We start from the raw sequence: 20,421 nt of genomic DNA on the forward strand, positions 1-20,421 counted from the left end.
CCCCCTGTCAGAAAAGGGCTCTAGGATAGCGCAGTTCTGGCTGCGCTTTAACGGGGAGGAAGCGCTTCTAGTCGTTCAAGTATCTCTTGCACGACCATTCGCGGCGGGCGTTCATCGGTTTCGATGACAACATCGGCGATTTCACGGTACAGCGGGTCACGCAGAGCCAGTAGGTCACGCAGGACTTTGCCTGGATCATGGGCACGCAGCAGGGGGCGATTACGGTCTCGCGCAGTGCGGTTGATCTGCTGCTCGACCGAGGCATGCAAATAGACCACCCTGCCGCCACGATACAAAGCTGCACGGTTCTCCGGGCGCATCACCGCACCACCACCGGTGGCCAGCACTATGCCCTGAGACTCGCACATTTAAACGATTACCGACTGTTCACGCTCACGAAAGCCTTGTTCACCTTCAACATCAAAGATCCAGGGAATATCGGCACCGGTACGGTGTTCGATTTCCTTATCGGAATCCTTGAAGGGTAAACGCAACTCTTTGGCTAACAAACGCCCGATGGTGCTTTTTCCAGCGCCCATCGGGCCAACAAGTATCAGATTTTGCACTTAATCAACGGCTCACCGCGACAGCTTGGGTGTTCATGATGCGCGGGGTGAGGAAGATCAGCAACTCAGATTTTGAGTCCTCGACGATATCGCGTCTAAACATGCGGCCAAGGTATGGCAGGTCACCCAAAAACGGCACCTTATCAACCCCTTTGCGCTGCTCGTTGGAGAACACGCCACCGATCACGATAGTCTCGCCATCGTTGACCAGCACCTTGGCATTGACCTCATTCTTACGAATGGTTGGCGTGCCGTTGACCTGGTTGGCGAAGTCCGGCTCATCCTTGTTCACTTTGACTTCCATGATGATCCGGTTGTCAGGTGTGATCTGCGGAGTCACTTCGAGCGACAGAGCGGCCTCAACGAAGGTTGTGGAAGTCGCACCGCTTGATGAAGCTTCCTGGTAGGGAATATCCGCACCCTTGAGGATCTTCGCGGTTTCTTTATCCGAGGTCACAACCTTAGGCTGCGATACAACCTCGCCGTTACCGGTCTTTTCCATCGCCGACAACTCAAGGTCGAGAATGGTGTTGTCGGTTACAAAGCCAATCCCAAGCGATGAAGTGGCGTTGGTAACCCCCATATCGACGAAGTTACCCAATGCAGTCGCCGGGTTGCCGCCGGAACCGGTACGGTTACCACCGCTGCCGCCGACAATGAAGTTGCCATTGCCGACCTGCGCACCGCGCCAGTTAACGCCCAGGGACTTGTCATAGTCGACGTTGGCTTCAACAATCCGTGCCTCGATCATGACCTGGCGTACAGCAACGTCAAGCTGGGCAACAACACGACGCAACTCATCAAGACGCTCTTGGGTCTGGTAGGCAATGATGCTGTTGGTGCGGTCGTCGACCGTGATCGAACCACGATCATCTGCACTGCCGTTGGCACTGGTCACCGACTGGAACAGCTTGGCCATGTCGGAGGCCTTGGCGTAGTTGACCTGGATCAACTCACGACGCAGTGGCGCCAATTCGGCGATTTGCTTTTGCGACTCCAGTTCTTGACGCTCGCGCGCTGCGATCTCATCTGCCGGGGCGACCAGCAGGACGTTGCCTACCTTGCGCTTATCCAGGCCTTTGGTTTTCAGTACCAGGTCCAGCGCCTGGTCCCAAGGCACGTTTTGCAACCGCAGGGTGATGTTACCGGCAACGGTATCACTGGCGACCAGGTTGAGATCGGTAAAGTCAGCGATCAACTGCAGCACCGAACGCACGTCGATGTCCTGAAAGTTAAGCGAGAGCTTTTCACCGCTGTAGGCAAAGCGCTCGGTCTTGCGTTTTTCAGCATCATCCTTGGTCAGCGGCTTGATGCTCAGCGTCAGCTTTTTGTCGGTCGGGAAGGTTAGTTTGTCATAAAAGCCGGTTGGCTAAATGACGATGCTGGCTTTATCCGCCGAACCAGTGGCGCTAACAAACTGCACAGGCGTGGCGAAGTCCTTGACATCCAGGCGTACGCGCAACGCTTCAGGCAATTGGGTCTTGGCAAAGTCCAGGCGGATCTTGCCGCCCTGCTCTTGAATATCCGGGCTTACCGAAGGATCGGACAAGGTGATGACAACATTGCCCTCGCCCTGATCGCCACGCTGGAAATCAATGTTGCTGATCGCCTTTGTCTGAGCGACATAACTTCTGGTTGGTGGCTTCTTATAAGTAGTGGCCGCCGGGGGCGGAGCCGCCGAAGCGGTTGCCGCACCCGCACCAACCAGAACGAACAGGTTTTTGCCCTCGACACGGGTGCTGTACGGGGCCAGGTCCGACAGGTTAATGATCAAACGCGTGCGATCCTTGGCCTCGACAACCGTCACGCTGCGCGCATTACCGACGCCCAGCTCGCGATTTTTGGTGCCCAGCTTGTTGGACACGCCAGGCAGGTCAAGCGCAATGCGCGCCGGTTGCTCGATAGTGTATCCACGTGGCGCCGCCACAGGTTCGTCGAACGACATCTTCAACTCAACGCGATCACCTGGCAGCGCAGCGACATCAAGCGCCTCTAGATTAGCTGCCAACAGCACAGGCGAAAGCAGAACTCCCAACAAGGAGATACTTAGACGTGTAAGGGAGCTATTCATTCTCAGGTTCCGTTTGGCAAACAGATTATTTTTTTTCATGTTCTCTCCGCTCATTTAAGAGCGCTCCTTGAGGGAGAGGCTTCGCGGACGTTCCAGCCAGCCACCTTCACCATCGGGAACGATTTCAATCACATCGATTTGTGATTCGCTGATAGCAGTGATGCGCCCATTATTACGGCCAAGGTAATCCCCAACCTTGACCCGGTGAACGCCTCCTGCACCGCTAACCAGGGCATAGGTCCCACGATCGTTGGCCAAAGTGCCGACCATCTCGAAAACCTCGATATTGAAGCCTTCAAGGAACTGCTTCACCCGCGTTTCGTCGGGCTTGATTTCCTTCGAGCCCTTGGCTCGCTGCACCATTTCGATCTTCACTGGCGGCTGGAATGGGCTCCTCAGCGACGCAGCGCTGTAGGTAAAGCTTTCATAAGGCTGGAACTTCGGCAGCGGTTCGATGGAACCCTTTGGCCGAGCTCGTACCTCATCCATATAGGCCTGCAAATCAGCAAAATCACTGCTCGAACCACAGCCGCTAAGCGTCAATACCGTTAGGAAAGTTGCTAAATGGGCGCGTTTCATTTCTGCACCCCCTTATCGTTATAACGGTAGGTTTTAGCAAGAATCGACATACGCAGCTTGCTCGTTGTGTCTTTACTGGCCGGCACAAGATCAAAGTCATGCAGCGTTACAATACGCGGCAGGCTGGCGACCCCGCTGACGAAGGTAGCCAGGTCGTGATAAGTACCAACCACCTTGATCTGTATCGGCAGCTCGATATAAAACTGTTGCGTCACTTCCGGCAGGAGCTTGATCTCTTCAAACTCGAGACCACTGCCCAGACCGGTGCGCGTAATGTCTTCGAGCAGGCCAGGCACCTCGGTGTCACTCGGCAGTTGCTTGAGCAGCGCGCCGAAGGAAACTTCCATTTCCTTCATTTGCTCTTTATAAGCCTCCAGGTTTGCAGCCTGAAAAGCCTTGGACGAGAACTGCTCCTTGAGCGTGACCTCTTCCTGCTGCTTGCCCGAGAGCTGGGTTTGCAAATCTTCCAAGTGGAATTTATAGCCCAGTGCCAGCACCAGAACTAACAGCAGTGCACCCGCAATCACCTTGACCGCTGCAGGCCAGGAGCCAACATTATTCAAATCAAGGTCGTTTAGATCGACCTGCTTCAAACTTTCCAGCGATTCTCTCAGGCTCATTTTTTAACTTCCTCGCCATCAAGCTTCGGCTGGGTTTGCTGCACCGTCAGCTGAAACACGTTTGCCTGATCAACCGCTCCAGCAGTCACCGCCTTAACTTCGGTCAAGTTAGGTTCGGTCAACCATGGTGATGAGTCGAGATTGCGCATTAAATTGGATACACGGTTATTGGATTCAGCGGCACCGACAATCGCGATGTTCTTACCGGTCATTTTAAGCCCGGTGAAGTAAACGCCATCGGGCAGAGTTCTCACTAACTGATCAAAAACCCGGCCAATAATCGGCCGATTGCCCTGCAAGTCCTGAATGATTTTCATCCGCTCAAGCAATTGCTCACGGCGTTTTTTCAGCTCGCTGATTTCCTTGATCCGGGTGTCGAGCACAGCAATTTCTTTACGCACAAATTCATTACGCGCATTTTGCTGTTCAATCGCACTGCTTAAGTACTGATCGCCCAAAAACACCAGGCCAGCAGATACTGCCAGCACGCCGCCGAGAGCAACCAGGAAACGCTGCTTGCGCTCCTCGCGTAACTGCTCTCGCCACGGAAGTAAGTTGATCCGTGCCATTAGTCGAAACTCCTCATCGCCAGACCACAAGCAATCATCAGTGCCGGCGCATCACTGGCGAGCGCCCCCGCATTGACCTTGCTACTTAACGCCATGTCAGCGAACGGATTAGCGACCAATGTCTGCGTGCCGATCTTCTGTTGAATCAGGCGATCGAGATCAGGGATAGAAGCCGTGCCTCCAGCCAACAGGATGTAATCGACATCGTTGTACTGGCCAGCTGCAAAGAAGAATTGCAACGAACGCGAGACCTGCTGCACAACCGCCTGCTTGAACGGCTGCAAAACCTCGCTGTCGTAGTCGTCTGGCAATCCGCCTTTTTTTTTCGCAAGGCCAGCTTCCTCGACAGACAAGCCATAGCGACGCTGGATTTCTTCAGTCAGCTGCTTGCCACCGAACATCTGCTCACGCGTATAGATGGTCTTGCCGTTATGCAAGACACTCAAGGTGGTCATGGTTGCACCGATATCGACAACCGCCACGGTCAAGTCATCATCACCGGAGCCCAGTTGCTCTGCGAGCAGGGCGAAGGAGCGCTCGAGCGCATAGGCCTCAACGTCCACCACCTTGGCGGTCAGGCCAGCGAGGGCCAAGGCGGCTTCGCGAACCTCGACATTCTCTTTGCGACATGCCGCGAGCAACACCTCAACTCGCTCAGCATTGCGCGGCGACAACCCCTGGACTTCAAAGTCGATAGCAACTTCTTCCAGTGGATAAGGAATGTATTGATCCGCCTCGATCTTCAATTGATTCTCAAGATCATCATCGGAAAGCCCGGCTTCCATTTCGATGGTCTTGGTAATCACCGCAGAACCCGCAACTGCAACCGCGACAGTCTTGACTCCGGTTTTGGCTTTAGCGAGCACGCGCGTCAGTGCCTGGCCGACCCCCTCCATCTCGGCGATATTCTTTTCAACTACAGCATTAGGTGGGAGTGGCTCAACAGCATAGGCCTCTACTTTGTAGCGGCCTCCTGAGCAACTCAACTCGAGGAGCTTTACCGAGGTCGAACTGATATCAATCCCCAGCAGCGTATTCGCTTTCTTATTGAAGAGCCCTAGCACGACCGATTTCCTATTGGCATCCGTTACTTACGGACTATTTATGTTTTTCTACATTAAATAACAGTCTTGACAGAAGCGCAAATGGCTCCCAGTGGAAAAAAACGCTTATAATGTGATCGATTTTTTCCTTTTTGCTTTGTCTTGTTCTTAACTCATTCTTTTATCTGGAAATCCAAAAATCTTGATGCGTTTGCTGAAATTCTTTGCTTGGTCCTGTGTCGCCATTTTTTGTGGCCTGCTACTCAGTTTAAGTGGTGCGTTCCTCTACCTAAGCCCGAGCCTGCCCTCTGTCGACTCATTGCGTAGTATCCAGCTGCAAATACCCTTGAGAGTATTTAGCAGCGACGGAAAACTGATCGCCGAATTTGGTGAGATGCGACGCTCCCCCATCGAATTCAAAGATATCCCGCCTGACTTCATCAACGCATTACTGGCTGCCGAAGACGATAACTTCGAGCACCATTATGGCGTCGACCCAAGTAGTTTGATGCGCGCTGCCACGCAAATTTTAAAAAGCGGCCAAATTCAAACCGGCGGTAGCACTATTACCATGCAGGTCGCCAAAAACTACTTCCTGACCAACGAGCGCAGTTTTTCCCGGAAAATCAACGAAATCCTGCTGGCCCTGCAAATAGAACGCGAACTCAGCAAGAACGAAATTCTCGAGCTGTACGTCAATAAGATCTACCTCGGCCAACGCGCATACGGTATAGAAGCAGCATCACAGGTTTATTACGGCAAACCCATCGGTGAGTTGACGCTCTCCCAACTGGCAATGATTGCCGGGCTCCCCAAGGCACCATCGCGCTATAACCCACTGGTAAACCCGACCCGTGCCAAAGAACGTCGCGACTGGATTCTGGGCCGTCTTCACCTGCTCGGAAAAATTGACGAACAACGCTATCAGGAAGCACTCGCCGAGCCAGTCAACGCCAGCTACCACGTCGCCGCCCCGGAACTCGCTGCACCCTATATCGCCGAGATGGCCCGCGCCGAAATGGTCGGCCGTTACGGCAGCGATGCCTATACCGAAGGCTTCAACGTCTACACCACTGTACCCAGCAACCTGCAAGAAACGGCCAACAGTGCGCTGCGCAGCGGCTTGCTGTCTTATGACCAGCGCCACGGCTATCGCGGCCCTGAAAGCCGCCTGCCAGGCATGACCAAGGAAACCTGGCTGGCTGAGTTGGCAAAGAAATCCCAGCTTGGCGGCCTTGAACCCGCAATTGTCACCCAGGTTGAGAAGAGCGGTATTCTGGTCCTGACCCGCGACGGCAAAGAAGAAGCCGTCAACTGGGAAAGCATGAAATGGGCACGCCCTTTCCTCAATACCAACAGCATGGGCCCTCGCCCCAAACAGCCGAGTGACGTAGCCCAGGTCCGCGACCTTGTCCGCGTGCAACGCCAGGAAGATGGCAGCCTTAACTTTGTACAAATGCCGGCCGCCCAAGGCGCGCTGGTTTCGCTTGACCCCAAGAACGGTGCAATTCTCGCGCTGGTTGGCGGCTTCTCATTCGAGCAAAGCAACTATAACCGCGCAATTCAGGCCAAGCGCCAGCCAGGATCAAGCTTCAAACCTTTCTTTTACAGCGCCGCCCTCGACAAAGGCTACACCGCTGCGACCCTGGTTAACGACGCCCCGATCGTCTTTGCCAGCAGCAACACCGATGAAGTCTGGCGCCCCAAGAATGACAACAACACCTTCCTGGGCCCGATCCGCTTGCGCGTCGCCCTGTACAAGTCGCGCAACCTGGTTTCGATCCGACTGCTACAGGCGATTGGCGTTGAATACGCCCGCAACTATGCGACCAAGTTCGGCTTCAACAAACAAGACCTGCCGCCAAACTTGTCCCTGGCCCTCGGCACCGCCGACCTGACGCCGATGGAAGTTGCAGGAGGCTGGTCGGTATTCGCCAATGGCGGCTACAAGACCGAACCCTACTTGATCCAGAAAATTGACGATCGTCACGGCAAAACCGTATTCACCGCCAACCCGCCGACGGTGCCCAGCGTAGAGCAAACTGAAGATGAGCAATTGCAAGAGCTGGCCCAAGACAGCGCCGGCCAGGCAGCACCTGAAGCACCGGCACTGGAAACCGAGGTTGCAGCACCAACCGAAGCTACAGATCCACAAGCCCCGGTTGAACCCGCTGTTGCCAAGCGCATCATTGACGCGCGCACCGCCTATATCATGACCAGCATGCTTCAAGACGTGATCAAGCGCGGCACCGGACGGCGCGCGCTGGCACTTGGTCGCGACGATCTTTCCGGCAAAACCGGCACCACCAACGAGTCTAAGGACAGCTGGTTCTCAGGCTACAACGCCGACTACGTCACCACCGTATGGACCGGTTTTGACCAACCGGAAAGCCTTGGTCGACACGAGTTTGGTGGCACCGTCGCCCTGCCAATCTGGATGAAGTACATGGGCGCCGCGCTCAAGGACAAACCCAGCAATCCACCGAAAGAGCCACCTGGAATACTGACGCTGCGCATCGATCCTTTCAGTGGGCGCACCGCATCGCCCGGCACGCCTGGCGCCTATTTCGAACTGTTCAAGAACGAAGATACGCCACCTTCAATGGGAGAGATCGATCCCAACCTCGGCGTACCCGGCAGCCCATTGCCAGCCGATGACTCGGCCCCGATCGACCTGTTCTGAGGCGCCGGGCTCACAACATGCGTGAGCCCGAACAGCGCGCATAAAAAAACCGCCGAAGCGGTTTTTTTATGCGTCAGGCTTAACCCTTGAACACATCATCCACCGATTGCAGCGGATAGTGCGCAGGGTATGGCAGCGTGGGCACGCCGCTCTCGATTGCCGCTTTGGCAACAGCATCAGAGATCAGGGTGATCAAGCGGGCATCCATTGGCTTCGGAATGATGTACTCGCGGCCAAAGGACAGCTCAATGCCACCGTAGGCGTCGCACACTTCCTTGGGCACTGGCAGCTTGGCCAGGTCACGCAGCGCAATTGCAGCAGCGATTTTCATCTCTTCGTTGATGCGCGTAGCACGAACGTCAAGGGCGCCACGGAAGATGAACGGGAAGCCGAGTACGTTGTTGACCTGGTTTGGATAGTCGGAACGACCCGTCGCCATGATCACGTCGCTGCGTGTGGCGTGCGCCAGTTCTGGCTTGATTTCCGGGTCCGGGTTGGAGCAGGCAAAGACGATTGGGTTTGCCGCCATCCGCAGCAGACCTTCAGGACTGAGCAGGTTTGCACCGGACAAACCAACAAATACGTCAGCACCGTCAAGCGCGTCATCCAGGGTGCGTTTGTCAGTTTCGCTGGCAAAGACAGCCTTGTACTGGTTGAGGTCATCACGGCCAGCGTGGATAACACCCTTGCGGTCGATCATGTAGATGTTTTCGACCTTGGCGCCCATGCTCACCAGCAACTTCATGCATGAGATGGCTGCAGCGCCGCCACCGAGGCAAACAATCTTGGCTTCTTCGACAGTCTTGCCGGCGATTTCCAGCGCATTGAGCATGCCTGCGGCTGTCACGATCGCGGTGCCATGCTGGTCATCATGGAACACCGGAATATCGCACTGTTCGATCAGCGCGCGCTCGATTTCAAAGCATTCAGGGGCCTTGATGTCTTCAAGGTTGATGCCGCCGAAGGTGATGGAGATACGCTTTACGGTGTCGATAAAGGCCTGCGGGCTTTCAGAATCGACTTCGATATCGAACACATCGATACCTGCGAAACGCTTGAACAGAACACCTTTACCTTCCATAACAGGCTTGGAAGCCAATGGACCCAGGTTACCCAACCCCAGAATCGCGGTGCCGTCAGAGATCACCGCAACCAGGTTACCTTTGCCGGTGTACTGGTAGGCCAACTCAGGATCGCGGGCAATTTCACGCACAGGCTCGGCAACGCCTGGGCTGTAGGCCAAAGACAAATCACGAGCAGTTGCAGTTGGCTTGGTCAGCTCTACGCTAAGCTTACCCGGACGTGGCTGGGCATGATATTCGAGAGCGGCAGTTTTCAAATCAGACATATTGGCGTTCCGCTTTTTTGGGCTGTTAATGCAGACCGTCGAGGATACGCAAATTGTATACAGCTGCACAAGACTGTTCGGTCAGCCTTAGCACTAAACACCCCGGCCTTGCCTACTGTGAAGGTTCTTAAATCCAGCCAAATCCGAACCTTGGTTGTGCATAATTACGGCGTCAAGGCAGCACCTGCATCATTGACTGATGCCCCAGGGTCAACATCCAGCGTGCCTGCTTTTTCGTTTTGGCTGAACGCCGGGCTCGGTCGACCACCCAGCCGCGCGCCTCGATTGATCGCCCAGTCAAGGCGCTGCCATGCACCCTGGTAAAGTCATCAACCTGCTCTACCGGAACACGCAACACCAGCGAGCCACCCATCTCCAGCCAAAGGCCACCACGGTTACGCTGCACTTGCCTGACCTTGCCGCGCACTAAGGCGAAACCACCTGAGCGCAGCGATTCAGGTTCAACCACCGGGGATTTGCGCCATAACCCAAGCCCGGCCTCCCGGGCAGATTGTTCTGCGCCTTGCAAGCACTGCCACTGTCCAAGATTGGGTGCTAGCGCCACCCAATAGCCAAGTCCCTCGACAAGCAACTGCGCCTCAAGGCTGCGCCCCTGAACATCAAATACATGGGCGAGCGTGCGCCCATAGCGATCCTTGGGCTCAACCCCAAGCTGCAGGGTTACCTGCCCGCCACTGGCAGCGACCAATGCACTGAGGCGGCGCCGTGCCTGCACCGCATAGGGTTCGACGCTTCGCCCTTTGCGGGCCATCTCGGGCGCATTGATACCGATCAAGCGCACGCTTCGCCCATCGACCAGACGCAGCGTGTCACCATCGACTACCCGACTGACTTCCACCGGCGCCTCAACAATCGTTGCAGGGCAAAGCGCCAGGGCAGGAGAAAGGTAAAGCCCGGAAACAAAAAAGGCGCCCACCAGGGACGCCTTTTTCAGTTTCGAGAAGAGCACCATCGGGCGACTCTTGACGATTCGGCTGCTTACTTGGCGCCGAACACACCGAAACGCTGCTTGAAGCGGTCGATACGGCCGCCAGCGTCCAGGACTTTCTGCTTACCGGTGTAGAACGGGTGGCACTCAGAGCAAACGTCGAGGCTCAGTGGCTTGGCCAGAGTCGAACGCGTGTGGATAACGTTACCGCAGCTGCAAGTAGCTTCGATAGCGACGTATTCTGGATGGATATCGGCTTTCATCGGGTATTCCTCAATAATGTGTGCCGCCGCCTAACCGGATGTCAGGTACCGCACGGAACGGGTTGCGGACTATACCAGACCCACAAACCCACGCAAGCAGTGTAAAGCACCGGCTGTCGCTTGATCACATGCTAATATTCGGCTCCTTCTCACCGGGAGCCTGTGTGTGACCGACGCCATCTTGCGCCTCGCATTGCCTTCGCCACTGCGCCGACTATTCGACTACCTGCCGCCCGCGGGCGTCGCGCTTGAGGCTTTGCAGCCAGGCAGCCGGCTGCGCGTGCCGTTTGGCCGCCGAGAGATGGTCGGCATTCTGGTCAAGGTCTGCACACATAGCGACATACCGGCCGACAAGCTGAAGCCGGCACTGGAACTGCTCGACCCGCAATCACCGCTGCCAAGCGCATTCTTCAAGTTCTGCCTGTGGACGGCGCAGTATTACCAACATAGCCTGGGTGACACTTTCAGTTGGGCGCTGCCAATCCTGCTACGCCAAGGCGAACCGGCGCAGGCACGCCAGGAGCGCTTCTGGCTGGCCAATGATGGTGCCAGCATCGACGACCCACGCCTGAGCCGAGCCCCGCGCCAGCGAGACGCCTTGAAAACCATCGCCCAACACCCGCACGGCGTGGCACACGGCCTGCTCAGCCAGTTGCAGCTTAATAAAGACAGCCTTGAGTTACTTCGCGAAAAGGACCTGGTACGCATCGAGGTGCGACGCCATGCAGCCCATCCACGGCCGACCAACTGGCTGGCGCAACCCGAGCTGACCCTGAACCCCGAACAAAGCGCAGCCGCCACAGCGATCCGCTCAGGGCTTGGTAGCTTCAATACCTACCTGCTCGCAGGCGTGACCGGCAGCGGCAAGACCGAAGTCTATTTGCAACTCATCCGCGAAACACTGGAGGCTGGCAAGCAGGCGCTGATTTTGATCCCGGAAATCAATCTTGGCCCCCAAACCCTGGAGCGCTTCGAACGGCGCTTTAATGCCCGCATCGCCTTACTGCATTCTGCCGTTAACGATCGCGACCGGCTCGATGCCTGGCTGGCGGCACGCGACGGCGAGGCCGATATTATTATCGGCACCCGCTCAGCACTCTTTACGCCGATGAAAAATCCGGGGCTGATCATCATTGATGAAGAACACGACGCCTCCTATAAACAGCAGGAAGGCCTGCGCTATCACGCCCGCGACCTGGCCATTGTCCGCGCCCACCAAGAGAACATCCCGATTGTGCTCGGCTCGGCCACGCCATCCCTGGAAAGCCTGCACAACGCCAACATAGGCCGCTATGCCCTGTTGCGCCTCAATCAGCGCGCGGGAAGCGCCAAGGCGCCCAAGTTTCTGCGGCTTGATGTAAAGAGCCTGCCGCTCGACTCCGGGATTTCCGGCCCCATGAAGAAAGCCATACGCAAGACATTGGAGGCAGGCCAACAAGTCTTGGTATTCCTCAACCGGCGCGGCTTTGCGCCAACTTTGCTATGCCATGATTGTGGCTGGCTGTCGGAGTGTCCGCGCTGCGATGCCAGGATGACGGTACACCAGCGCTCTCGCGAACTGCGTTGCCACCACTGCGGCCACGCTGAACGCCAGCCACACAACTGCCCGAAATGCCAAAGCGTCGACCTGCGACCCGTTGGTGCAGGCACCGAGCGTGCCGAGGAGCGCCTGGAAATACTCTTTCCGGAGATCCCGGTACTGCGCGTCGACCGTGACAGCACTTCACGCAAGGACGCGATGACCAAGCTGTTTAACACCATCCAGAAAGGCGAGCCCTGCATCTTGGTCGGCACGCAAATGCTCGCCAAGGGGCATCACTTCCCCCGCGTGACACTGGTGGCCATTCTTGATGCCGACGGCGGCCTGTTCTCCGCGGACTTCCGCGCCAGCGAGCGTATGGCCCAGTTGATTGTGCAAGTCGCCGGGCGCGCAGGACGGGCTGAAGAACCAGGCAAGGTCATCATTCAAAGTCATTTAGCTGATCATCCGCTGCTGGTACAGCTCACCGAGCAAGGCTACTTCGCATTCGCCGAACAAGCCCTCAGCGAGCGCCGCAGTGCAGGCTTGCCGCCATTCACTCACTTGGCCCTGCTCCGTGCAGAGGCGCACAAGCCAGGCCAGGCTGAAGGCTTTCTCGATCAGGCCTGCACCGAGGCCGAGTTACAACTTGAAGAGCTGCAACTGAGCGGCATCGAATTACTGGGGCCTGTCCCCGCACCAATGGAGCGTCGAGCTGGTCGTTACCGTGCGCAGCTTCTAATCCAAAGTAATGCCCGAGCGCCCCTGCACCGTTTGCTTCACAGTTGGCTCAACGCGCTGGAACAAATGCCCAGCGGCCGAGCCGTGCGCTGGTCACTGGATGGTTATCCAATTGACTTGTTCTAACCCATTGCAGGCGCCAACAGACTAGGCTTGATAAGCAATCAATCAGGGTTTTAGCCACCACTGAGAGCTTTGCCCTTGATGCGAGCCCCCAAACCTGCCGATAATGTGCAGTTTTCAACCAGTGCCCCACGCGCAGCCGCGCCAGATCGGCCGACAGAGCAGACCATGAAAGACAGCATTCGCCACCTGATCCAACAAGCCCTGACCGTCCTGACCGCTGACGGCGTGCTGCCAGAAGGCTTGACCCCGACGATCCAGGTGGAGAACACCAAAGACAAGAGCAACGGGGACTTCGCCAGCAATATCGCCATGATGCTGGCCAAGCCCGCCGGGATGAAACCACGCGACCTGGCTGAAAAACTGGTTGCCGCGCTACCGGCCGACCCGCAAATCAACAAGGTCGAAATTGCCGGCCCAGGCTTTCTCAACTTCTATCAAAACAGCGCAGCGCTGGCCCAGCGCCTTGAAGCCGCGCTGGCTGATCCACAGCTGAATGTGCGCAAGGCTGGCGCGGCGCAACGGGTTGTTATCGACCTGTCGTCACCCAACCTGGCCAAGGAGATGCACGTCGGCCACCTGCGTTCGACCATCATTGGTGACGCCGTGGCGCGCGTGCTCGAGTTTCTTGGCGACGAGGTCATCCGCCAAAACCATGTTGGCGACTGGGGCACCCAGTTCGGCATGCTGCTGGCCTATATGGAAGAGAATCCCGAGGCGGCAAAGAGCGAGCTGTCCGACCTCGAAGTGTTCTACCGGGCCGCGAAAAAGCGCTTTGATGAATCCGAAGACTTCGCCAACCGCGCCCGCGAACTGGTGGTCCAACTGCAGGCCGGTGAACCCGAGTGCATGCGCCTATGGCACCGCTTCAATGAAATCTCCCTGAGCCACTGCCAGAAAGCCTACGACCGCCTCAACGTCAAACTGACCCCAGCCGATGTTCGCGGCGAGAGCGCCTACAACGACGACCTGGCCAACATAGTCGCAGACCTGCAAAGCAAAGGCCTGCTCAGCGAAAGCGAAGGCGCCAAGTGCGTATTCCTCGATGAGTTCAAGAACGCCGAAGGCAATCCCTTGCCAGTGATAGTGCAGAAAGCCGGCGGCGGTTACCTGTATTCGACCACCGACCTTGCCGCCATGCGTTATCGCAGCCAGACGCTCAAGGCTGACCGCGCTTTGTATTTTGTCGACCAGCGCCAGGCGCTGCATTTCCAGATGGCATTTGAAGTGGCACGCCGCGCCGAGTTTGTCGCACCACACATGCAGCTTGAACACATGGGCTTTGGCACCATGAATGGCGCAGACGGTCGCCCCTTCAAGACCCGCGATGGCGGCACGGTAAAGCTGATCGACCTGCTCGACGAGGCCGAAGAGCGCGCCTATCAGTTGGTCAAAGCGAAAAACCCCGATATCGCCGAAGACGAGCTGCGCACCATTGCCCACGCCGTTGGCATTGGCGCCGTTAAATACGCCGACCTGTCGAAGCATCGCACCAGCGACTACAGCTTCAACTTCGAGCTGATGCTCAGTTTTGAAGGCAACACCGCGCCCTATCTGCTCTACGCCTATACCCGTGTCGCCAGCGTGCTGCGCAAGCTCGGCAAGTCATTTGACGAGATCAACGGCCCGCTCGACCTGCAGGCCCCGCAAGAAATCGACCTGGCAGGAAAGCTTGCCCAGTTCGGCGAAGTACTCAACAGTGTCGCCGACAAAGGCACGCCGCATATCCTGTGCAGCTACCTTTACGATGTGGCTGGCTTGTTCTCAAGCTTCTACGAGCACTGCCCGATCATCACCGCCGAAAGTCCGGAAACTCAACAAAGCCGCCTGCGCCTTGCAGCACTGAGCGGCCGAACACTCAAACAAGGTCTGCAATTACTCGGCCTGGAAACCTTGGAGCGCATGTAAGTGGCAGCCCGCAAAAAACCGGCCCCCAAGCGCGGGGCCAGTCGCTATAAAGCACCCGCAAAGAAACCCATTCCCGGGTGGATCTGGCTCGCCTGTGGCTTGGCTATCGGCGTGTTTGTCATGCTCCTGATGAACCTCAAGCCTGGCAGCGGCGAGGTGCAACGCGATCGCACGGAACATGCGCGCAACGCAAAACCGGCCAAACCTGTGGCCAAGCCTGAAGCAAGCAAGCCCAAGTATGACTTCTATACCTTGTTGCCCGAGTCGGAAGTCATAGTGCCGCCTGAAGCGGTTCCGCCAAGCAAGCCAGCGCAGAAACCGGTAACCCCTGCGGAAGCCGCAAAGATCGATGCTGCACGGGCTGAAGCTGCGCTCAAGGGTGAAACGCCACCACCCCCACCGGTTATCGCCCAGGTCGCACCGGTGACGACCCAGTTTTTCCTGCAGGCCGGTTCGTTCCGGCGCAAGGACGACGCCGAAAGCGTGCGTGCGCAAATCACCCTGCTCGGGCAAAACGTACGAGTGGAAGCCGGCACCGTAAAAGACGAAACCTGGCACCGCGTTTTAGTCGGGCCGTTCTCGTCGCGCGAGCAACTGTCGCAGTCGCAAAAAACCTTGGCCGCCAACGGTTTCAGCAATCTGTTACTGCAACAGCGCCAGGCCAACTAGGCAACGGCAAGCCCTGTATATGACCGGCTGATCACAGCCGGTCAGCAATTTTCTGTTACGCCCTCAAGCTCCGTTCAAGCAAAAATCCCCCCACCCTGGTTGAAAAGCCGCCATCGCCCCCCCATTTGTTTCTACATTGGGCATTTTCGCCCCGCAGCGTGGAGACTCTCCCCTTGACCACAATCGTATCAGTGCGCCGCCACGGCAAAGTCGTGATGGGCGGCGACGGCCAGGTTTCCTTGGGTAATACCGTGATGAAAGGCAACGCGAAAAAAGTTCGCCGCCTTTACCACGGCCAGGTCCTTGCAGGTTTCGCAGGCGCAACTGCAGACGCCTTCACCTTGTTTGAACGTTTTGAAGGCAAGCTGGAAAAACATCAGGGGCATTTGATCCGTGCCGCTGTCGAGCTGGCAAAGGACTGGCGAACCGACCGTTCACTGAGCCGCCTCGAGGCCATGCTCGCGGTCGCCAACAAGGACGCATCGCTGATCATCACCGGCAATGGCGATGTGGTTGAACCTGAACACGGCTTGATCGCCATGGGCTCTGGCGGCGGATTCGCCCAGGCCGCGGCAATCGCCCTGCTGCAAAATACCGAAGATATGTCGGCGCGCGAAGTGGCTGAAAGCGCCCTCAAAATTGCCGCTTCTATTTGTGTGTTCACCAATCAGAATCTGACTATCGAGGAACTGGACTCGGCGGTTTAACCCGCCTGAGCGCCGTTTGGAGCCTATTACCCATGTCCATGACACCCCGTGAAATTGTCCACGAACTCAACCGTCACATCATTGGCCAGGATGATGCCAAGCGTGCCGTCGCGATTGCCCTGCGCAATCGCTGGAGACGCATGCAGCTGCCCGCCGAATTGCGCGCGGAAGTCACCCCCAAGAACATCCTGATGATTGGCCCGACAGGGGTCGGTAAAACCGAAATCGCCCGACGTCTTGCCAAGCTTGCCAATGCGCCTTTCCTCAAAGTTGAAGCGACCAAATTCACCGAGGTCGGTTATGTCGGCCGCGATGTCGAGTCGATCATTCGCGACCTGGCCGATGCGGCACTGAAAATGCTCCGCGAGCAAGAAATCATCCGCGTGCGTCACCGCGCCGAAGATGCCGCGGAAGATCGCATCCTCGACGCCCTCTTGCCGCCTGCACGCACTGGCTTCCAGGAAGAAGCAGCGCCGAGCACCGACTCCAACACCCGCCAGCTGTTCCGCAAGCGCTTGCGTGAAGGCGAGCTGGATGACAAGGAAATCGAAATCGAAGTCGCCGACAGCCCAGCCGGTATTGAAATCATGACCCCGCCGGGCATGGAAGAAATGACCAGCCAGCTGCAAAACCTGTTCTCGAACATGGGCAAGGGCAAGACCAAGAGCCGCAAGCTCAAGGTCAAGGACGCCCTGAAGATGGTCCGCGACGAGGAAGCTGCGCGCCTGGTCAATGAGGAAGAACTCAAGACCCGTGCCCTAGAAGCCGTTGAGCAGCACGGCATTGTCTTTATCGACGAAATCGACAAGGTCGCCAAGCGCGGTAACACCGGCGGCGCCGATGTATCGCGCGAAGGTGTCCAGCGCGACCTGCTGCCACTGATCGAAGGCTGCACAGTCAATACCAAGCTGGGCATGGTCAAGACCGACCATATCCTGTTTATTGCCTCTGGTGCCTTCCATCTCAGCAAACCAAGCGACCTGGTGCCGGAACTGCAGGGCCGCCTGCCGATCCGGGTCGAACTCAAGGCCCTGAGCCCGGAAGATTTCGAGCGCATCCTCACCGAGCCCCACGCCTCGCTCACCGAGCAATATGCAGCGCTGCTCAACACCGAAGGGCTGGGTATAGAGTTTCTCGGTGACGGCATCAAGCGCATCGCCGAGATTGCCTGGCAGGTCAACGAAAAGACCGAGAACATCGGTGCGCGACGCCTGCACACCCTGCTTGAACGCCTGCTCGAGGAAGTATCCTTCAGCGCTGGCGACCTGGCAGCCGAACACACTGGCAAGCCGATCCAGATCGACGCAGCCTACGTTAACAGCCACCTGGGTGACCTGGCTGAAGACGAAGACCTGTCGCGCTACATTCTCTAGTCGAGCGCTTGCCTTTGGCGTAGCGTAGGGTGGATGACGCTTTTGTCATCCACCCTCGCACCTACAGACAGCTAAGCTATTTGCTAACTATTGAAAGTTTTGGTGTATGCACAATGGTGGGCAAGCTTCGCGTTGCCACACCCTACGCAAGACCAACGACTGTTTTTAATCATCAGCACGGCGTAAGCACTCTCCATGGCGAAGATCCCCAGCGCAATCGAACTGCATAAAGCTTCAAAGACCCTGACGCTGAAATACGCCGAGGACAGCTATACCTTGTCCGCCGAGTTCTTGCGCGTGCACTCCCCCTCTGCCGAGGTCCAGGGCCATGGCAACCCAATACTGCAAACCGGCAAGATCAACGTTGGCTTGAGTCGCATCGAACCCGCTGGCAATTACGCACTAAAACTGTGCTTCGACGACGGCCATGACAGCGGCCTGTACAGCTGGGACTACCTGTACCAGCTAGCCACTCGTCAGGAACAGCTCTGGGCAGACTACCTTGCCGAACTGCGGGCCGCCGGAAAGTCGCGCGATCCCAACGAGTCAATTGTCCGGCTCATGCAGTAACAACCGCAGCCCGCCGCGCAGAACGACGCGCACCAAAGCGGCCATTTCAGCGCTCGCGATCAAGACCAGGCGCACAGTTAGAACGCATTTTCTAATATCTGAAGGCATACTGCTGCCAAGCAGAAACTGCGCACGCCTTGCGTAAAGTTAAAAACTCGGGTAACCAAGTAACTGGCAAGTTACCTGCATCTGGTGCTCCGGATGCATGCAGTAGTGATATTAATTACACAGGGTAACCCGAGTCATACCGAGCCTTGCATTATGTCCATGCGCATAATGCATTTGCGGTAGCTGTCTCTGGACAATGGAGCGTCAAATGGCTGATAAAAATAATGATGCTCTGAAGCAACAAGCTTCAGAACACACCCTAGGCCTTAATCCCGTTGTTGGGATCCGCGGCAAAGACCTGCTCACAACGGCGCGGATGGTTCTGTCCCTCGCGCTGAAACAACCTTTGCACAGTGCCAAGCACGCCGCTCATTTTGGCCTTGAGCTCAAGAACGTCATGTTTGGCCAGTCTGACCTGGAGGTTGACCCGACTGACCGGCGTTTCAGTGACCCGGCCTGGAGCCAGAACCCGCTCTATCGACGCTACCTGCAAACCTACCTGGCCTGGCGCAAGGAACTGCACCAGTGGATCGACGAAAGCACCTTGTCACCCCAGGACGCCAGCCGTGGCCATTTCGTGGTCAACCTCATGACCGAAGCCATGGCGCCAAGCAACTCCCTGGCCAACCCCATGGCGGTCAAGCGGTTCTTTGAAACGGGCGGCAAAAGCCTGCTCGACGGCCTCTCCCACCTTGCCAAGGACCTCGTCAACAACGGCGGCATGCCAAGCCAGGTCAATATGTCGGCCTTCGAGGTTGGCAAGAACCTGGCGACCACCGAAGGCGCCGTGGTCTTTCGCAATGACCTGCTCGAACTGATTCAGTACGCCCCGGTCACCGAGCAAGTGCACCAGCGGCCACTGCTGGTGGTGCCACCGCAGATCAACAAATTCTATGTATTCGACTTGTCGGCGGAAAAAAGCGTCGCCCGCTTTCTCCTGCGCAGCAGCATACAGACCTTTGTCGTCAGTTGGCGCAACCCGACCAAAGCCCAGCGCGAGTGGGGCCTGAGCACTTACATCGAAGCCCTTAAAGAGGCAATTGATGTGGTCTGCGCCATCACCGGCAGCAAAGATGTCAACATGCTCGGCGCCTGTTCCGGCGGTTTGACCACAACATCCTTGCTTGGCCATTACGCTGCGCTGGGCGAGCAGAAAGTCCATGCATTGACCCTGCTGGTGAGTGTGCTCGATACCCAGATGGATACCCAGGTCGCACTGTTTGCCGATGAGAAAACCCTTGAAGCGGCCAAGCGCCGCTCCTATCAAGCGGGCGTGCTCGAAGGCAGCGACATGGCCAAGGTATTTGCCTGGATGCGACCCAATGACCTGATCTGGAATTACTGGGTCAACAACTATCTGTTGGGTAACGAGCCACCTGTTTTCGATATCCTGTACTGGAACAACGACACCACGCGCTTGCCGGCGGCCTTGCATGGCGAGTTCATTGACATGTTCGTGACCAACCCATTGACACGCTCGGGCGCGCTGGAAGTCTGCGGCACCCCGATCGACCTTAAGCAGGTTAAAAGCGATCTGTTCTGCGTCGCGGGCAATACCGACCACATCACGCCCTGGGAATCCTGCTACAAGTCAGCGAAGTTATTTGGTGGCGAATGTGAGTTTGTTCTGTCCAACAGCGGTCATATCCAGAGCATTCTCAATCCGCCGGGCAACCCAAAGTCACGCTACATGACCAATAGCGAAATGCCCGATGACGCCAAAGACTGGCAGGCAAGCGCTACCAAACACACCGATTCCTGGTGGCTGCACTGGCAACAGTGGCTCGCGCAGCGCTCAGGTGAAACCAAACCGGCGAAAGCCCAGCTTGGAAATAAGAAATACCCGGCCGGTGAAGCCGCACCGGGCACTTATGTACACGAACGTTAACACTGGGAACTCTGGAGAATGTAGCGCGCGACGATAGAGCAAGGTGAAACGGCCAGCGGGAGTAGCCGAAGGGCGAACGCAACCTCCCTCACATTATCGAGCGCAGTAGTTTTCAATGGTTGCC

General features: G+C 56.9%; 15 protein-coding genes and 2 pseudogenes. 8 read left to right on the plus strand and 9 right to left on the minus strand.

Annotated elements, in window-relative coordinates:
* Nucleotides 1-47: 47 nt before the first annotated feature.
* The 6 genes and pseudogenes from aroK to PSES9_RS0115730 all read right to left on the minus strand — a co-directional run bounded on the left by aroK (nt 48) and on the right by PSES9_RS0115730 (nt 5,469).
* Nucleotides 48-566 (minus strand): annotated as a pseudogene (aroK, locus tag PSES9_RS23760) (shikimate kinase AroK).
* 4 nt (nt 567-570) lie between these two features.
* Nucleotides 571-2,637: pseudogene (pilQ, locus tag PSES9_RS23765) on the minus strand (type IV pilus secretin PilQ).
* Between the two features lie 54 nt (nt 2,638-2,691).
* The gene (gene pilP / locus PSES9_RS0115715) at nt 2,692-3,216 is read right to left on the minus strand and encodes a type 4a pilus biogenesis lipoprotein PilP (RefSeq protein WP_010488514.1); all 525 of its coding nucleotides are present in this window, start codon (nt 3,214-3,216) and stop codon (nt 2,692-2,694) included.
* The gene (gene pilO, locus PSES9_RS0115720) at nt 3,213-3,836 is read right to left on the minus strand and encodes a type 4a pilus biogenesis protein PilO (RefSeq protein ID WP_010488515.1); all 624 of its coding nucleotides are present in this window, start codon (nt 3,834-3,836) and stop codon (nt 3,213-3,215) included. The genes pilP and pilO overlap by 4 nt, the downstream gene beginning before the upstream one ends.
* Nucleotides 3,833-4,405, minus strand: a complete 573-nt coding sequence (gene pilN, locus PSES9_RS0115725; RefSeq protein WP_010488517.1) for a type 4a pilus biogenesis protein PilN — start codon at nt 4,403-4,405, stop codon at nt 3,833-3,835. Before pilN ends, pilO begins: the two co-directional genes overlap by 4 nt.
* On the minus strand, nt 4,405-5,469 hold the full coding sequence (locus PSES9_RS0115730; protein ID WP_010488518.1) for a pilus assembly protein PilM: 1,065 nt from the start codon (nt 5,467-5,469) through the stop codon (nt 4,405-4,407). Before PSES9_RS0115730 ends, pilN begins: the two co-directional genes overlap by 1 nt.
* Before the next feature lie 181 nt (nt 5,470-5,650).
* On the opposite strand from PSES9_RS0115730, the gene PSES9_RS0115735 reads away from it, so the two are divergent.
* Complete coding sequence (locus PSES9_RS0115735; RefSeq protein WP_010488520.1) at nt 5,651-8,131, plus strand: penicillin-binding protein 1A; 2,481 nt, start codon at nt 5,651-5,653, stop codon at nt 8,129-8,131.
* Between the two features lie 79 nt (nt 8,132-8,210).
* On the opposite strand, the gene PSES9_RS0115740 is transcribed toward PSES9_RS0115735, so the two are convergent.
* From PSES9_RS0115740 to rpmE, 3 genes are all read right to left on the minus strand, one after another.
* Nucleotides 8,211-9,479: a malic enzyme-like NAD(P)-binding protein gene (locus PSES9_RS0115740; protein ID WP_010488523.1), complete on the minus strand. Its 1,269-nt coding sequence runs from the start codon at nt 9,477-9,479 to the stop codon at nt 8,211-8,213.
* A gap of 172 nt (nt 9,480-9,651) precedes the next feature.
* Complete coding sequence (locus PSES9_RS0115745) at nt 9,652-10,452, minus strand: thermonuclease family protein (protein ID WP_010488524.1); 801 nt, start codon at nt 10,450-10,452, stop codon at nt 9,652-9,654.
* A 26-nt stretch (nt 10,453-10,478) separates the two neighbouring features.
* Entirely contained in the window at nt 10,479-10,691 is a 213-nt protein-coding gene (gene rpmE, locus PSES9_RS0115750; RefSeq protein WP_010488526.1) for a 50S ribosomal protein L31, read from the minus strand.
* 166 nt (nt 10,692-10,857) lie between these two features.
* Here rpmE and PSES9_RS0115755 point away from each other — a divergent pair, with 166 nt between their 5' ends.
* The 7 genes from PSES9_RS0115755 to phaC all read left to right on the plus strand — a co-directional run bounded on the left by PSES9_RS0115755 (nt 10,858) and on the right by phaC (nt 20,297).
* Nucleotides 10,858-13,077: a primosomal protein N' gene (locus PSES9_RS0115755; protein WP_010488527.1), complete on the plus strand. Its 2,220-nt coding sequence runs from the start codon at nt 10,858-10,860 to the stop codon at nt 13,075-13,077.
* Between the two features lie 165 nt (nt 13,078-13,242).
* A complete protein-coding gene (argS, locus tag PSES9_RS0115760; RefSeq protein ID WP_010488529.1) occupies nt 13,243-14,982 on the plus strand; it encodes an arginine--tRNA ligase in 1,740 nt (579 codons plus the stop codon).
* On the plus strand, nt 14,983-15,651 hold the full coding sequence (locus PSES9_RS0115765; RefSeq protein ID WP_010488531.1) for an SPOR domain-containing protein: 669 nt from the start codon (nt 14,983-14,985) through the stop codon (nt 15,649-15,651). It begins immediately after the preceding gene.
* Nucleotides 15,652-15,824: 173 nt separating this feature from the next.
* Complete coding sequence (gene hslV, locus PSES9_RS0115770) at nt 15,825-16,358, plus strand: ATP-dependent protease subunit HslV (RefSeq protein WP_010488533.1); 534 nt, start codon at nt 15,825-15,827, stop codon at nt 16,356-16,358.
* Nucleotides 16,359-16,390: 32 nt separating this feature from the next.
* Nucleotides 16,391-17,731 (plus strand): ATP-dependent protease ATPase subunit HslU, encoded by a 1,341-nt coding sequence (gene hslU, locus PSES9_RS0115775; RefSeq protein WP_010488535.1) that lies wholly within the window; start codon nt 16,391-16,393, stop codon nt 17,729-17,731.
* Between the two features lie 195 nt (nt 17,732-17,926).
* Nucleotides 17,927-18,301, plus strand: coding sequence for a gamma-butyrobetaine hydroxylase-like domain-containing protein (locus PSES9_RS0115780; protein WP_010488537.1), 375 nt, complete (start codon nt 17,927-17,929; stop codon nt 18,299-18,301).
* A gap of 316 nt (nt 18,302-18,617) precedes the next feature.
* Nucleotides 18,618-20,297, plus strand: a complete 1,680-nt coding sequence (phaC, locus tag PSES9_RS0115785) for a class II poly(R)-hydroxyalkanoic acid synthase (protein WP_010488539.1) — start codon at nt 18,618-18,620, stop codon at nt 20,295-20,297.
* Nucleotides 20,298-20,421 lie beyond the last annotated feature (124 nt).

The sequence above is a fragment of the Pseudomonas sp. S9 genome (genome assembly GCF_000222125.1).
GTDB lineage: Bacteria > Pseudomonadota > Gammaproteobacteria > Pseudomonadales > Pseudomonadaceae > Aquipseudomonas > Aquipseudomonas segetis.

What these genes read in the sequence shown, in the direction of transcription:
- pilP (WP_010488514.1), bottom strand. Translation starts at nt 3,216, where the DNA reads ATGAAACGCGCCCATTTAGCAACTTTCCTAACGGTATTGACGCTTAGC.
- pilN (WP_010488517.1), bottom strand. Translation starts at nt 4,405, where the DNA reads ATGGCACGGATCAACTTACTTCCGTGGCGAGAGCAGTTACGCGAGGAG.
- PSES9_RS0115740 (WP_010488523.1), bottom strand. Translation starts at nt 9,479, where the DNA reads ATGTCTGATTTGAAAACTGCCGCTCTCGAATATCATGCCCAGCCACGT.
- argS (WP_010488529.1), top strand. Translation starts at nt 13,243, where the DNA reads ATGAAAGACAGCATTCGCCACCTGATCCAACAAGCCCTGACCGTCCTG.
- PSES9_RS0115780 (WP_010488537.1), top strand. Translation starts at nt 17,927, where the DNA reads ATGGCGAAGATCCCCAGCGCAATCGAACTGCATAAAGCTTCAAAGACC.
- PSES9_RS0115745 (WP_010488524.1), bottom strand. Translation starts at nt 10,452, where the DNA reads ATGGTGCTCTTCTCGAAACTGAAAAAGGCGTCCCTGGTGGGCGCCTTT.
- pilO (WP_010488515.1), bottom strand. Translation starts at nt 3,836, where the DNA reads ATGAGCCTGAGAGAATCGCTGGAAAGTTTGAAGCAGGTCGATCTAAAC.
- phaC (WP_010488539.1), top strand. Translation starts at nt 18,618, where the DNA reads ATGGCTGATAAAAATAATGATGCTCTGAAGCAACAAGCTTCAGAACAC.
- hslU (WP_010488535.1), top strand. Translation starts at nt 16,391, where the DNA reads ATGTCCATGACACCCCGTGAAATTGTCCACGAACTCAACCGTCACATC.
- rpmE (WP_010488526.1), bottom strand. Translation starts at nt 10,691, where the DNA reads ATGAAAGCCGATATCCATCCAGAATACGTCGCTATCGAAGCTACTTGC.